The following is a 14,035-nucleotide window of genomic DNA, read 5'->3' on the forward strand; positions in this document are numbered from 1 at the left end:
TCACTCCGTTCTATTGACCGGACGCGCTGGAGAGCGACTGTACCTCCTTCTCCACTGTCGCCGTGTACTTCGGAGGGAGGATCAGACTCGCGGACGGCGCGTCGGCATCCAGCCAATTATGAATCATGGTCTGTACTTGCTGCAAGTCCCCTTCATCGACAAAATAATACCAGGCCCCGCCATTCTCCAGGCGGCCGCCTTGGCCGAGCACCGTGTGGCTGTACATGTTCAGGCCGCTCTTCGTCAACATGGACTGCGACATGTCGATCAACTGCCCCGGCAGCATATCCGTGCTGAAGTTGTCGCCCATAATATCAATTAAGGAAGGGATCTTGCTCCACTGCTTGAGGCTTGTCGCCTTCTCTATAATAGCATGAAGGAACTGCTGATGTCGCTCCGTCCTGTTCATGTCGCCGCCCGCGTCCTCGCGGTACCGGACGAAGTTGAGCGCATCCGTTCCATTATAGAGGTCCTGACCGCCCTTGATGACGAATTTTTCGTGATCGTAATCATCGTTGACCATATCCTCTTCGATCGGAAGCGCAATGCCGCCCATTGCATCGATGGCGTCGCGGAAGCCCTCGAAGTTAATGGATGCGTAATGGTTGACCGGAGCGTCGAGCAGCTTCTCTACCGTATCCATCGTCATCCCCGGTCCGCCGAAGGCGTAAGCATGGTTGATCTTGTCCTCGCGGTCTCTGCCCACAATCTCGACATAGAGATCCCGCGGAATGGATACGAGCAGCATTTTGCCGTCATTGGGACGCACGACCGTATAGATCAGCGTGTCCGACCTTCCCGTTTCGTTGCCCCGTTGGTCCACGCCGAGCAGCAGCATGGAGAAGGGATCTTGCTTCTTTCTGTCGACGCCGACAGGTTTGACGGGCTGACGGTTTTCGACAGGCTTGTACGTGTTTTCCAAACTTTTCTCAAGCGAACCCTGCAAGAACCAGTCGAAGCCGGCCATTGCCAGCACTCCCCGATTCAAATACGCCGCGGTCAGCAGAACGACCGCAATGATTCCGATTGCATATAATCGTTTATGTTTCTTCTTCATATTGTCCACTCTCCAAGCGATTTGGTTCCGTCTGTCTCTATACCGGCAGCCTTGCTTTCTTATCATTCTAGACGATGGCAACCTTGCAGGGGTTACAAACCTATGACAAAAATTTTATCCCATTTGTGGTAACTTGTCGCATTTCGCAACCAATTTTTGCAACAAAAAAAGGTCTATTGCTTATGTACGGCGAATACAATTCTTGCAATACTATGTCCATAAGGAGCGTGACTCGTCCATTATGCAACCGGTACAAGTAAATCCGGATCCGTCTTCGACTGGCTTGGATCCCAAGGTGGCTGGCCTGCTTTGTTATTTGCTCGGCTTCATTACAGGTATCATCTTCCTCGTTCTGGAAAAGCAAAGCCGCTTCGTTAAGTTCCATGCGATGCAGTCTACGATCGTATTCGTGGCCATTGTTGCCATCAATCTGGTACTAGGCTGGATTCCCGTCATCGGATGGCTCATTTCGATTATTTTGGCCCCGATCAGCTTCATTTTGTGGATAGCCCTAATGCTGCTGGCTTTGCAAGGCAAGATGTTTAAGCTGCCATACATCGGCGACATCTCGGAGGAGCAAGCGAACAAATTCTAGTAAAGGTTTGAACACGCACCATTAAGGCTCCGATCGTATTTACACCGCCGGCCTTCATTATGAAACAGGGACAGCCCTTTAGTCGTATAAGACGAAGGGCTGTCCCTGTTCTATTTGTACCGCAATAAACCGAATGAAAAATACGCAGTAAGGGGATTACTTTTATAATAGAAACGTCTGTTAATTCTCTTTGACAAATAACCAATTGTCTCCTATGATTTATCACAGTTAATAGTTCGAATACTAATCATCCAATAGATAGTTGGGACGTGAGCGCTTTGAAGAAACAATTTATGGTGATCGGGCTCGGCCGCTTCGGCACGAGCTTGACCCGCACTTTGATCCAAAACGGACACGAAGTGCTTGCAGTCGACAAGAACGAACAGCTCGTCCAAGAAATGGCTCCCATCGCTACCCATGCGCTGCAAGCGGACTGTACGGACGAAAACGTGCTGCGCGAGCTTGGAGCAAGCAACTTCACGCATGCCATCGTAGCGATCGGCGACGATCTGCAGGCGAGCATCCTGACGACGCTGTTGCTTAAGGAATTGAAGGTGCCAAAGGTAACTGCGAAAGCGCGAAATGAAATGCATGGCAACGTCCTCAGCAAAATCGGCGCCGATCACGTCATCTATCCGGAGCGTGATATGGGGACGCGGCTGGGCAATCAACTTAGCTCGGACAACCTGATCGATTACATCGAGCTGTCGCCGGACTACAACCTCGCGGAGATCGGCGCGCCTCCCGCCATGGACGGCAAATCGCTCAAGGATCTCAACATCCGCGCCCGCTACGGTTGTACCATCATGGCTATCAAAACCGGCGATCGCATCAATATTTCGCCCAAGGCCGAGGATGCCATTCATACGGGCGATGTGCTGCTCATCATAGGCAGCAACGATGATATCCGCGAGCTGGAGAACGATTATGAACGCGCATAGCCACCCCAAGAAAAACGAACAGCCTTGGCTCGAGCGTTTCATCAATCATCTCAAAAATAATATCAGTCCGCCGCAGCTTATTACCGTCGTGTTCTTCGGGCTTATCTGGATCGGCGCGATTTTGCTCAGCATGCCCTTTTCGTCTAGCGACGGACATTCCATCGGATTGCTTAATGCGCTATTTACATCGGTATCAGCCGTTTGTGTTAATGGTCTGACCGTGCTGGATACCGGCACTGACTTCTCAGTCATCGGTCAGATTATCATTATGGTTCTGATCCAGGTTGGCGGCATCGGCTTTATGACGCTCGGCGTAATGGTTGCTATTCTGCTGGGCAAGAAGATCGGTCTCAAGCAGCGGCTCATTATTCAGCAGACGACTCAATCGACTTCGGCGCAGGGGCTCGTTAAGCTGTCTCTATATATGGTTCTTATCGTATTCGTATTCGAATCCATCGCCACGCTGGTTCTAACGCTGCACTGGCAGAGCGAGCTTGGACTGGGCAAAGCGGCATACTATGCGTTGTTCCACTCCGTATCCGCCTTTAACAATGCCGGATTTTCCCTATGGTCCGACAGCCTGATGCAGTTCGTCGGCGATCCCATCGTCAACTTGACGCTGATCCTCTTATTTATCGTAGGCGGGCTTGGTTACATCGTCATATTGGACGTGCTTCGCAAGCGTTCCTGGCGCAAGCTGTCGCTCCACTCCAAGGTCGTGCTAATCTCCTCCGGCGTATTGATCCTGGCAGGGTTCTTGCTGATTTTCCTGCTGGAGAGCTGGAACAGCGCGACGTTCGGATCGTTGAACACGGGCGAGCGGCTTTTGGCGTCGCTCATGCAGAGTACGACACCCAGGAGCGTTGGCTTTAACACCATTAATATCGGCAGCATGCTCGCCGTCTCCCAGTTCATCCTCATCATCCTGATGTTTATCGGGGCGGGATCCGGCGGTACTGGCGGCGGCATCAAAACCAATACGCTGGTCATTCTTATCCTGTCGACGATCCAGACCTTCCGCGGCGGCGGTCAAATCCACGCCTTCGAGCGCAAAATCTCGCAAGACTCCGTCATGCGAGCGCTGGCAGTCGTTATGACGGCGCTGGCTTTTGTATTAACCGTTACCTTGATTCTTACGGTGACGGAGGATGTGGCGAAGGACAACTTCCTGGCTGTCCTGTTCGAAGCAACCTCCGCGTTCAGCACAACAGGCTTGTCAATGGGGCTTACCGGCGAGCTGACTACGGCAGGCAAGATTGTCGTGACCATTACGATGTTCTTGGGCCGGTTAGGCCCTCTCACGCTGGCGTACGCGCTCGCCCAAAAGAAACAAAGCTCCAAGATCGGCTATCCCGAGGATCATATTCTCGTCGGATAATGCCCGGGCAAACATTCATCTTACACAAAGGCTGCCAGACGATACGTCCATTCATGGACTTCGTCTGGCAGCCTTTAGTTGTGCCGATGTATTTGATTTCAGATACTAATAAGGGTGGTCCCGATACCGGCAGGTTCAGCCTTAATGGCCGCCGGATACGGTCAAACCAACGAGGTCCACGAGTTTCTTGCTCTCTTCGTTCAAGCCGATAATGGTCACGGTCTTACCCTGCGCCTCATATTTGCCCAGAACCTTTGCAATTGCCGTAATCGCCGAGTGATCCCAGACATGTGAGCTGCCGAGATCAATCACGATATGTTGCGGATCCTGCTGCGGGTCGAACAACTCGCCGAAGTGGCTCATCGTGCCAAAGAACATTTGGCCCCGAATCCGGTAATGCTTAATGTCCTGTTCCGTGACATGCATGTCGGCATGCAGCTTGGCCATACGCCATCCGAAGAGAAGCGCGCTCATGATTACGCCGACCATAACGCCCTTTGCGAGATCATGCGTGTACACCACCACCGCAACGGTAACTACCATGATGATGGTGTCTGACAACGGGATCTTTCTTACATTCAGGATAGAGCCCCAATCGAAGGTGCCGATTGACACCATAATCATGACGCCAACCAACGCCGCCATCGGGATGCTCTTGACCACATCGCCAAGCACCATAATCAGGAACAACAGCACGGCACCCGCCACCAGCGTGGACAGTCTGCCCCGGCCCCCCGACTTGACGTTGATGACGGATTGTCCGATCATCGCGCAGCCCGCCATACCTCCAAAAAATCCGGTGATCGTGTTTGCGATGCCTTGTCCGCGCACTTCCCTGTTCTTATTGCTCTTGGTCTCCGTCGCTTCGTCGAGGATCGTTGCCGTCATTAAAGATTCCAGCAATCCGACGATCGCCATCGTAAACGAGACCGGCAATATAATCATCAGCGTCTCCCAGTTAAACAGAACGTCGGGAATATGAAAGTTAGGCAGCGAACGCGTAATATTGCCCATGTCGCCGACCGTGTTCACTTGAATGCCGCCGAATACAGTCACGCAGGTCATGACGATAATTGCGACAAGCGCGGAAGGCACGGCTTTAGTCAGCAGCGGCAGTCCATAAATAATGAGTAACGTTGCAGCTACGAGCACATACATGACCCAGGTGACATTCTCGAATTGAACGAGCTGTGTCATAAAGATCAAAATCGCCAGCGCGTTCACGAACCCAATGACTACGGAATGCGGAACGAACGTAATAAACCGCCCCAGCTTGAGCATACCCATCAGAAACTGAATAATGCCCGTCAGAATCGTAGCCGCATAGAGGTACTCAATCCCGTGATCGGCGACCAGCGTTACCATCAGTACCGCCATTGCGCCTGTAGCCGCAGAGATCATCCCTGGTCGTCCGCCCGTAATGGAGATGATAACCGCGATGCAGAACGATGCATGCAGCCCGACCATGGGGTCTACACCCGCAATGATCGAGAAGGCTATGGCTTCTGGGATCAGCGCAAGCGCGACCGTAATGCCGGCCAGCAAATCCCCTCTGACGTTAAAAAACCATGTGTTTTTCAGTTGTTGTAACAAAGAAATAATTCCTCTCTCTCCTCCAGGTCGTGTCTGAAAATCTGCTCCCCTCGGAGTATTCAGACACGCCTAGTAATTGGTGACCTCCCACTCTCAGAGAGGTCGGGGCCGATATTGGACGATTTTTATTATACACAGAATCCACAAGCGATCTACTGAATACCATTACGGGTTTAAACGCTTACATCCGTGTTATTCTCTCTTATTCTGTTTAAATCTCCTTTTTAGCCATCATTACGATCAATATAATTCCATGCTCAAAAGGCGATTCGAATTCGTCAGCCCCATTATCCACATGGGGATAACTTTTTTCGACGTCACCCTTTTGGAGTTATTCACTTGTGCATCTTCAATAAACGATACAATCTACAAGTCAGTCGGCAGCCAGCAGATAAAGGTCGTTCCCTTTCCATATACGCTATCCACCCGTATATCCCCACTCATGATCGCGCTAAAGCTCTGACTAATCGCGAGCCCTAAACCCGTGCCTCCATATTTGCGTGTGAAGGATGCATCAGCCTGCATAAATGGGTGAAACAGCTTTTCGAGCTGCTCTGGGGTCATGCCAATGCCCGTATCCCGAACAAAAAATTCGTAACCCTGCCGAGAATCCCTGACTTCCTTATAAACCTTGAATTCAATCAACCCGTTCTCGGTAAACTTGTTGGCGTTGCTTAATAAATTAATAAGAATTTGACGTAATTTTGTTATATCGGCCGTAATTTCTCCGCTCTCTTCGCAACTCAATTGCAGCCTGTTTCCCTTTCCGTCTACCAACGGTCCAATTGTAGTCATCACATCGTGGATTAATTCCGATATGAGGTAGGTCTCCAGATGCAGCTCCATTTTTCCAGCTTCTATCTTGGAGATGTCCAGGATATCATTGATCAGGCTAAGGAGATGATTGCCTGCTTTGCTGATTCAGAATTTGAACATTTTTTGAAATGATAGGACCCACTTTGATCAGCTAGCTTTAGATCGATGACGCCGACTTAAATCTTGAAAAGCAGCTAGTCAGCTAGCTTTAGATCGATGACACCGACTTAAATCTTGAAAAGCAGCTAGTCAGCTAGCTTTAGATCGATGACGCCGACTTAAATCTTGAAAAGCAGCTAGTCAGCTAACTTTAGATCGATGACGCCGACTTAAATCTTGAAAAGCAGCTAGTCAGCTAGCTTTAGATCGATGACGCCGACTTAAATCTTGAAAGACTGCTAGTCAGCGAGCTTTAGATCGCTGTCGCCGTCCTTTGCCTGCGCAGTAAGTTTCATTTACGAACACTTAGCCTTCCTTATGAGGCTGTCTATTAATTGTGCAAAGGTGAATTTGCGGGCGAGTGTCCAGAAAGAAATAAACGGGAGCAACCGTAACGGAAATGAAAGGCGTTATTTCGGCAAAAAGCTGCACTTCGCAAATCTAATGGAACTGACAGCCCTTATGATGGGCAAAAGCTCGCGATTTGCCTGGATTTCTCACGAATAACGTCGCAGAGTTCCGTTTAGATTTTATTATCACGCCAAACGTTCCATATAAGGGCCCTCATTTCCGTAAACAGGTTGCCGGCGATTGATTGCAGCTTCATTTCCGGTTTTGCACACAATGAATCGACATCCTCCTTATGTCCGTTAGATTCGGCAGGGGTTAATAATTGAACAATTAGCGTCACTGTTGTCCGTTAGATTTTTCAAATGTGATTTTCCAACCTTTTGTTCACAGCTCTTGGAGTTGCATCATTGTCTATAAAACAAAGAAAGAGGCTATCCTAAAACCAATTTGTGTTTTTTCGAGTCTCACGTGAAGTCGGATTTTCACATGAAAAAGGACCTTGAATTCCACTTTAAAATGGAGTTCAAGGTCCTTTCATGTAATTTCACGTATAAATTGACACATTCCCCTGTCATTTGAAAACTTTTGGGACAGCACCAATATTTACTTCTACCTGCTTTTGATTAACAGTCCTACAGCTTCCTGGACAACCTTACTGGTGTCCCCGCCCTTCTCCAGCTCTTCATGAATACATTGCTCCAGGTTTACCGCCACTACAAGCGCCAGCGTTTTGTCGACGGCGCTGCGGACAGCCGAGAGTTGGCTTACGACGTCCTTGCAGTTTTTGTTTTCTTCCATCATTTTTAATACACCGCGTATTTGTCCTTCGGCTCTACGCAGGCGCCGTTTCATATCATCATCGTATTTCATATTGGAATCCCCCCGATACATGTATAGGTATATTATAAACACATTGGGGAGTCGAGGATCAAATAAATAAGTTCACCTTCGCGTCTGCGGCATCTCCCAAATAAGCCGCAACGCCGGCATATTCGATTCCGTCGAGCAATTCTTCCTTCTGGAGACCCAACAAGTCCATCGTCATCGTACATGCAACCAGCTTCACGCCTTGCTCCTGCGCGAGCTCGATCAACTGCGGCAAGGTTAACGCATTATGCTTCTTCATCACGTGCTTAATCATCTTCGGGCCCATCCCAGCGAAATTCATTTTCGATAGACCAAGTTTATTCGCGCCTCGAGGCATCATCTTACCGAACATTTTCTCAAGAAATCCCTTCTTCAACGATACCGGTTGGTCCTTCCTGAGCGTATTCAATCCCCAGAACGTAAAGAAGATCGTTACCTCATGATCATAAGCTGCCGCGCCATTGGCAATGATAAACGCTGCTATCGCTTTATCCAGTTCGCCACTAAATAAAACAATGGTTGATTTCTCCTTTTGAGTCACATAAGGCTCCCCTTTCCTTTTTCAGTTATAAAACAGCTATTGCAGGTATCTGTTCTAGCTTCACGCTCGTTCTTACACCTTTTTAACGATAAATTTAAACACACCATTCTCTTCTCTCGCTTCAACAAGCTCGTGTTTTGTTTGATTTACCCAAGCTTTAAAATCGTTCATGGAACCTTTATCCGTTGTATGAAGCTCCATCGTTTGCCCCGTTTGAATGGAATCGATCCCCTTTTTTGCTTTGACGATCGGCATTGGGCACGCAAGCCCTTTTGCGTCGATTACGATATCTGCCATCTCAAATTCCTCCTCTTTAGTTAGGTGTGGTTGGTTTCTTATTCGTCATGCTCCGTGGGACCTTCCCAAGAGGACATGCCCGACGTGACATTCGTTACTTTAGAGTAACCTCGTTCGGAAAGCAGCTGGCAGGCGAAATCGCTACGATTGCCTGATCTGCAAACAACGAAATACTCCTCGTCCTTCGAGAGCGAATCGAGCTTTTGCTCCAGTTCGCCCATAGGTATCGAGATCGCTCCCGGAATTCGTTTAAAACTGTACTCCGCCGGCTCCCGAACGTCTATTAAAATAAAGTTTTCGCCGGCCATGAGTTTCCGGTTCAAATCTTCGTTGCTAATGACTCGCGGATGTTTTGTCTCCGGTTTTGTCTCGATTTCCAGGGACTTTCGCAGAAAATGGCGGTAGATGCCTCCTTCTTCCTTCAAGCCGATATATTGGTGACCTGTCCGCCCTGCCCAGCTCTGCAAATCCGCCACAGACCCTTTATCCGTTGCCCGTACTTCGAGCACTTCGCCGGCATTCATTTCCGCGATGGTTTTTTTGGTTTTTACGACCGGCATCGGACACGCCAAGCCCTCGCAGTTTAACGTTTGATTCGTTTGAATCATGGATGTCATATGATCTACTCCTCTCTTGTGTTTTAAATCCCTTAAACTACCTCTCCTTCCCAAAGGGACATGCCCCCGGGCATATTGGTGACCTCATAACCTAATTCTTCAAGCCGTTCGCATGCCAATCTCCTAATTCATGTTAGAATATCAAGCCAAATTTTAATGACAGTTGCGATGATCAATACGGCCAGGATCCATTGAAGCATCTTTACATTCATCTTCTTACCGACTTTCGCGCCAATCGGAGAAGCGATGATACTTGCGATTACCATGATGGCTGAAGGGATCCAGAGCATATGCCCTCCCATGATCTTGCCGGCCGTCGTCCCGATGGAGGAAATGAACGTAATCGCTAATGAAGATGCGATTGCAACCCGAGTCGGAATTTTAAGGAGGACGAGCATAATCGGAATGATGATGAATGCCCCCGCCGCACCGACGATTCCCGACAAAATACCGACCACGGCAGCCGATATGGATGCCAGGCTCCGATTAAATGTAATCTTGGTGAAATCGCCGTCTTCATTGCCTTTCTTCGGCATGAACATCATCACTCCGGCTAGTAGTGCCATAACCGCGTAGACAATATTGATGACACCGTCCGGAAGAAACTTTGAACCATACCCGCCAAGAAGACTGCCGATGATAATCGGAACCCCCATATACAGTACAAGCTTCGTATTCATGAAATTTCCTTTGCGATAAGCCAACATTCCCGCTAATGTCGCAAAAAACACTTGAATGGCACTTACAGCCGCAACTTCCTGAGCCGAGTAAGCCAAGAAACCTAATGCAGGAGGGATATACAGCAGCATCGGATATTTAATAATCGACCCGCCAATCCCAACCATTCCCGAAATAAAGGACCCGATAAAGCCGATGGCAAATAAGACGGTAATCAACATGATATCCATGCCCATAACGGAAATCCTTTCTTTTATACCCCACAGGGTATTATTTAGGTCAAAAAAATAATCTCCTCCCTACAGCCTTCTCCCGAATTCATTATTTATCGTGTACGGCGCAACGATTCGGTCCCCATTCCATCTCCCGTTGTTCTTCTTCGTTTGGCGTCATTCTGCCCATATTCGTTTGGCGAATTTCTTGATAGGCGTTTGGCTGCGGCGGAAGGTTCTCCGTCACTGCCGATCTAAAATCGTCATTGCTTTGCATGTTGAGCCCTGGATTGTTCTTATACAAGTCGCCGAGTCGTGCGGCAACCTTGCCATCTCGACCGAGCTCGGTTATCTTGCCGAAATGGGCGGGGAGTACCAGCAAATCGTCCGAGAGGCCTTTATACGTCTTGTACAGCGTCGATCTGAGATCCGCAACCCAATCCTCCGCCTTGCCGGCTAAGTCCGGACGACCGATAGATTCGACAAATAGGATATCCCCGCTAAGCAAGTATTGTTCGTCAATGATTAAGGACGTGCTTCCGATCGTATGACCCGGAGAATAGATAGGCTGGATCCGGATATTAGAATGACCAACCTTAATTTCCTTTCCTTCCTCTAGCGGCTCAAAGTCGAAAATGACTTCGGTTGCATCTTTGGGAGGGAGCCAGTATGTTGCTCCGGTTTTCTCCGCTAACAACCTGCCACCCGAGATGTGGTCAGCATGCAAGTGCGTGTCGAGTGTGTGTTTGATCTTCGCTCCTTTGTCGGAAGCAAATTGTTCAAAAACATCGATTATACGCAGCGTGTCGATCATCACGGCCTCGCCGCCCGACACTACCATATACGACAAACAACCCTTGCCAATGCGAACGAATTGGTATAGTTCCCCTCCATCCTTAAGATCGCCGATTTTGACAGGCTCCAAATAATCGCTCCAAGCTTTCATGCCGCCTTCCAGATAATGAATATTCGTTTTTCCTGCTTCGGCGAGCTGCTCCGCAATGAAGATCGATGAGCCTTCTTTGGCGCACACTACGAGGATGTTTTTGTCATCCGGAATTTTATCAAGCGCCTCGTCAACGCCATCCAACAAATCGAAGTACGGAATGTTCAATACATCTATTTTCACGCCTTCTATTTTCCAATTCATGAATTCCGACTCATTTCTGACGTCTAGAATAAACAATTCTTTTTGTGCAATGATTTTCTTCGTAAGTTCCTGAGGAGTCATTGCCTTTATCGTCGTTGTTGCCATTGTCATTACTACCTCCCTAATCGTATTTTATAGTTTCCCCGAGTGAGACTCAGCAGACTTTTAATACCCATGGGGGTATTATTTCGGGGAAATTTTATACCCCATGGGGTATACAGACATATTACAGTGTTCTTTTAGTTCTGTCAACCGTTATGCACTCGGCCTTTGTTTTTCTTAGCCATACAAACACAAAAAAACCCACGCAAGGATCACTTTTTCAAGTGTCCTGGCTTGTGGGTTTATCCGTTCTGCACTTCAGCACGAACTATTCTGTTGTGTAAGGCAGCAATGCGATCTGACGGGAACGTTTAATTGCAACTGTCAGCAAGCGTTGGTATTTCGCGCTTGTGCCCGTTACGCGACGTGGCAAAATTTTGCCGCGCTCGCTGATAAACTTCTTCAGCAGATCCGTGTCTTTATAGTCAATGTGAGTAATTTTGTTTACAGTAAAGAAACAAACTTTACGACGTTTGTTGCGTCCGCCTTTACGTCCGCTGAACTTACGCTCTGGACGCTCGTCGCCGCCGTTCTCTCTTGGTTTGAAAGCCATGGTGTACATCCTCCTTCTCGTAGAAAATTAAAATGGTAAATCATCTTCGGAAATGTCGATTGGACGTCCGTCATCCTTGAAAGGATCGCTGTTGCTATTGCCGTCGTTGCGCGATCCGCCCGAACGGCTTCCGCCGCCATAGGATGAACCACCGCCACCGCCAGCATTGCTTCCTCCACTGTATCCGCCGCCCGAATTGCCGCCGCCGTATCCGCCTCCACCGCCGCTGTTCTCATCACGCGGAGCTCCGCTGTTCTCGCGATTGGACTCCAGGAACCGGACATTGTCTGCAATAACTTCCGTTACATACACACGTTTGCCCTCATTGTTCTCGTAATTCCGCACTTGAATGCGTCCTTCAACGGCCGCTAAACGGCCTTTGCGTAAGTAGTTTGCGCATGTTTCAGCCAGCTGGCGCCATGTAACGATCGGAATGAAATCCGCTTCGCGCTCGCGTTCTCCGCCTTGACCTGCTGACGAGAATGGCCGGTCTACAGCTAGCGTGAATTGCGTTACCGCAACTCCGGCAGGCGTATAACGCAGCTCGGGATCCCTCGTCAATCTGCCAATCAGTATGACACGGTTCAACATCTCATCGACCTCCCCATTCCCTTGCGTGGACTAGACTAAGCTACGTCTCTGACGATCAACGAACGAATGACTTCGTCTTGGATCTTCATGATACGGTCAAGTTCATTTACAACTTCAGTCGTTGCGTTGAAATGTACCAGAACGAAGTAACCATCACGAAGCTTGTTGATCTCATACGCAAGACGGCGTTTGCCGATCACTTCGGATTTCGTGACCTCTCCGCCATTGGAGATGATGCCATTAAATTTCTCGACGAGAGCTTGAACGTTTTCTTGCTCGACGTCTGGACGAATGATGTACATCACTTCATATTTGCGCATATTGTTTCACCTCCTTTTGGACTAACGGCCCCATAAAATGGAGCAAGGAACGAGCCATAGGCTCGCATCTCTATACTATACCAAATCGAGAAGCCCATGGCAAGCCGAGAATCGGGAGGCAACTTTGGCGCTTCACCCTCCCAGCACCTGCAGTGCGCTTACTTCGCCAACCAGTCCGCCAGCTCCTCCGTTTGGCTTAATACGGCAATGGGATCGTAATACCAGGAACGTTCTTCCTGCCAGATGTACACTTGATTCTGCTTCACCGCCGCAAGCGAACCCCAGATCGGATCGGCTTTGAGCTTGTCTATCGTCCATTCGTTAACATCCCCGACCGTCAAAACAATATAATCGCCCACATATCCGGGCAACGTTTCCATAGACAATTCGATCCACTGCTTCTCCATCAGTTCCTCCGCAATGTCTTCTCTCGGCTTTCTTCCCAATGATTGATAGATGGGTTGCCCTCCGCGCCCAAAGTTATCCCCATAAGCCCAAACGGACTTATCCCCGAGCTCCAGAATCGTAAAGGTGGCATCCGGCGGTATGACCGCCTCCACACGCTGCTTGGCGGCTGCAATCCGTTCGTCGTAATCCTTGAGCCACGCATCCGCTTTATTCTCTAGGCCCAGCAGCTCGCCGAAATAGGCGATCTCTTCATGTGCATTTTTCAGATCGCCGTAGGGAACCGAAATCGTTGGCGCGATTTTATTCATCTGCTCGAACCGTTTCGGATCGTCTGTAGCCGTAATAATCAAATCCGGATCCAATTCCGTCATTCTCTCAGGCGACGAATTGCCGTAATCGCCGATGTCCGCTACAGCCTCAAGCGCCTCTACATAATAAGGATTCTTTAGATGTAAGCCAGGCGTCCCCACCGGAATGGCATCAAGCGCAATCAAGGTTCCTACGTAGTCGTCTGCAATAATACGTTTGGGCGACGTGGGAATTTGGATATCCCCGAACACCGTCGTGACCGTTTTGGTGCTTTCCTTCTCCTCGCCGTCTCTGCTTCCGCTTCCGTTATTATTGTTTCCGCTGCCGCAAGCCGCCAGCAATACCGCCAGTACTACCATCATTAACGCTGCCCCCAGAATGCCTCGTTTTGTTCCCTGTTTTCTCATGACCTTCTCCCTTTCCTATCTCCACAATTAGTATAATGATTATCATTATCACTAGAACACTTTACCTTCTCCCTCTGCAAAAGGAAATGTTCA

Annotated in this window: 16 protein-coding genes; 3 read left to right on the forward strand and 13 right to left on the reverse strand. The window is 49.0% G+C overall.

The genetic code is table 11. The features are described 5' to 3' along the window. Positions 1-10: 10 nt before the first annotated feature. Positions 11-1,057: an LCP family protein gene (locus H7F31_RS03450; RefSeq protein WP_187103056.1), complete on the reverse strand. Its 1,047-nt coding sequence runs from the start codon at positions 1,055-1,057 to the stop codon at positions 11-13. A gap of 241 nt (positions 1,058-1,298) precedes the next feature. Here H7F31_RS03450 and H7F31_RS03455 point away from each other — a divergent pair, with 241 nt between their 5' ends. The 3 genes from H7F31_RS03455 (at position 1,299) to H7F31_RS03465 (ending at position 3,971) form a co-directional block, all read left to right on the forward strand. Beyond that, positions 1,299-1,652: a DUF4870 domain-containing protein gene (locus tag H7F31_RS03455; RefSeq protein ID WP_087568488.1), complete on the forward strand. Its 354-nt coding sequence runs from the start codon at positions 1,299-1,301 to the stop codon at positions 1,650-1,652. 278 nt (positions 1,653-1,930) lie between these two features. Further along, entirely contained in the window at positions 1,931-2,593 is a 663-nt protein-coding gene (locus H7F31_RS03460) for a potassium channel family protein (protein ID WP_087568489.1), read from the forward strand. Further along, complete coding sequence (locus H7F31_RS03465; RefSeq protein ID WP_187103057.1) at positions 2,580-3,971, forward strand: TrkH family potassium uptake protein; 1,392 nt, start codon at positions 2,580-2,582, stop codon at positions 3,969-3,971. Before H7F31_RS03460 ends, H7F31_RS03465 begins: the two co-directional genes overlap by 14 nt. 141 nt (positions 3,972-4,112) lie before the next feature. Here H7F31_RS03465 and H7F31_RS03470 read toward each other — a convergent pair whose 3' ends face one another. The 12 genes from H7F31_RS03470 to H7F31_RS03525 form a co-directional block, all read right to left on the reverse strand. Further along, the gene (locus H7F31_RS03470; RefSeq protein ID WP_187103058.1) at positions 4,113-5,564 is read right to left on the reverse strand and encodes a SulP family inorganic anion transporter; all 1,452 of its coding nucleotides are present in this window, start codon (positions 5,562-5,564) and stop codon (positions 4,113-4,115) included. A 366-nt stretch (positions 5,565-5,930) separates the two neighbouring features. Beyond that, a complete protein-coding gene (locus H7F31_RS03475) occupies positions 5,931-6,410 on the reverse strand; it encodes an ATP-binding protein (RefSeq protein ID WP_187103059.1) in 480 nt (159 codons plus the stop codon). Positions 6,411-7,499: 1,089 nt separating this feature from the next. Continuing rightward, the gene (locus H7F31_RS03480; RefSeq protein ID WP_108993104.1) at positions 7,500-7,760 is read right to left on the reverse strand and encodes a metal-sensitive transcriptional regulator; all 261 of its coding nucleotides are present in this window, start codon (positions 7,758-7,760) and stop codon (positions 7,500-7,502) included. A 58-nt stretch (positions 7,761-7,818) separates the two neighbouring features. Then, positions 7,819-8,298 carry a DsrE/DsrF/DrsH-like family protein gene (locus H7F31_RS03485; RefSeq protein WP_187103060.1) on the reverse strand — a complete coding sequence of 160 codons (480 nt, stop codon included), beginning with the start codon at positions 8,296-8,298 and terminating at the stop codon, positions 7,819-7,821. Between the two features lie 72 nt (positions 8,299-8,370). Then, on the reverse strand, positions 8,371-8,595 hold the full coding sequence (locus tag H7F31_RS03490; protein WP_187103061.1) for a sulfurtransferase TusA family protein: 225 nt from the start codon (positions 8,593-8,595) through the stop codon (positions 8,371-8,373). Between the two features lie 38 nt (positions 8,596-8,633). Beyond that, positions 8,634-9,203, reverse strand: a complete 570-nt coding sequence (locus tag H7F31_RS03495; RefSeq protein ID WP_315970570.1) for a sulfurtransferase TusA family protein — start codon at positions 9,201-9,203, stop codon at positions 8,634-8,636. 137 nt (positions 9,204-9,340) lie between these two features. Further along, entirely contained in the window at positions 9,341-10,120 is a 780-nt protein-coding gene (locus H7F31_RS03500; RefSeq protein WP_187103063.1) for a sulfite exporter TauE/SafE family protein, read from the reverse strand. 91 nt (positions 10,121-10,211) lie between these two features. Continuing rightward, positions 10,212-11,363, reverse strand: coding sequence for an MBL fold metallo-hydrolase (locus tag H7F31_RS03505; RefSeq protein ID WP_187103064.1), 1,152 nt, complete (start codon positions 11,361-11,363; stop codon positions 10,212-10,214). A 259-nt stretch (positions 11,364-11,622) separates the two neighbouring features. Further along, positions 11,623-11,907, reverse strand: coding sequence for a 30S ribosomal protein S18 (gene rpsR, locus H7F31_RS03510; protein WP_087568496.1), 285 nt, complete (start codon positions 11,905-11,907; stop codon positions 11,623-11,625). 27 nt (positions 11,908-11,934) lie between these two features. Further along, the gene (locus tag H7F31_RS03515; RefSeq protein WP_187103065.1) at positions 11,935-12,498 is read right to left on the reverse strand and encodes a single-stranded DNA-binding protein; all 564 of its coding nucleotides are present in this window, start codon (positions 12,496-12,498) and stop codon (positions 11,935-11,937) included. A 35-nt stretch (positions 12,499-12,533) separates the two neighbouring features. Continuing rightward, positions 12,534-12,818 (reverse strand): 30S ribosomal protein S6, encoded by a 285-nt coding sequence (rpsF, locus tag H7F31_RS03520; RefSeq protein WP_087568498.1) that lies wholly within the window; start codon positions 12,816-12,818, stop codon positions 12,534-12,536. Positions 12,819-12,976: 158 nt separating this feature from the next. Further along, on the reverse strand, positions 12,977-13,942 hold the full coding sequence (locus tag H7F31_RS03525) for an ABC transporter substrate-binding protein (protein WP_187103066.1): 966 nt from the start codon (positions 13,940-13,942) through the stop codon (positions 12,977-12,979). Between the last annotated feature and the right edge of the window lie 93 nt (positions 13,943-14,035).

The organism is Paenibacillus sp. PAMC21692 (assembly GCF_014303795.1).
GTDB classification, from domain to species: Bacteria; Bacillota; Bacilli; order Paenibacillales; family Paenibacillaceae; genus Pristimantibacillus; species Pristimantibacillus agaridevorans.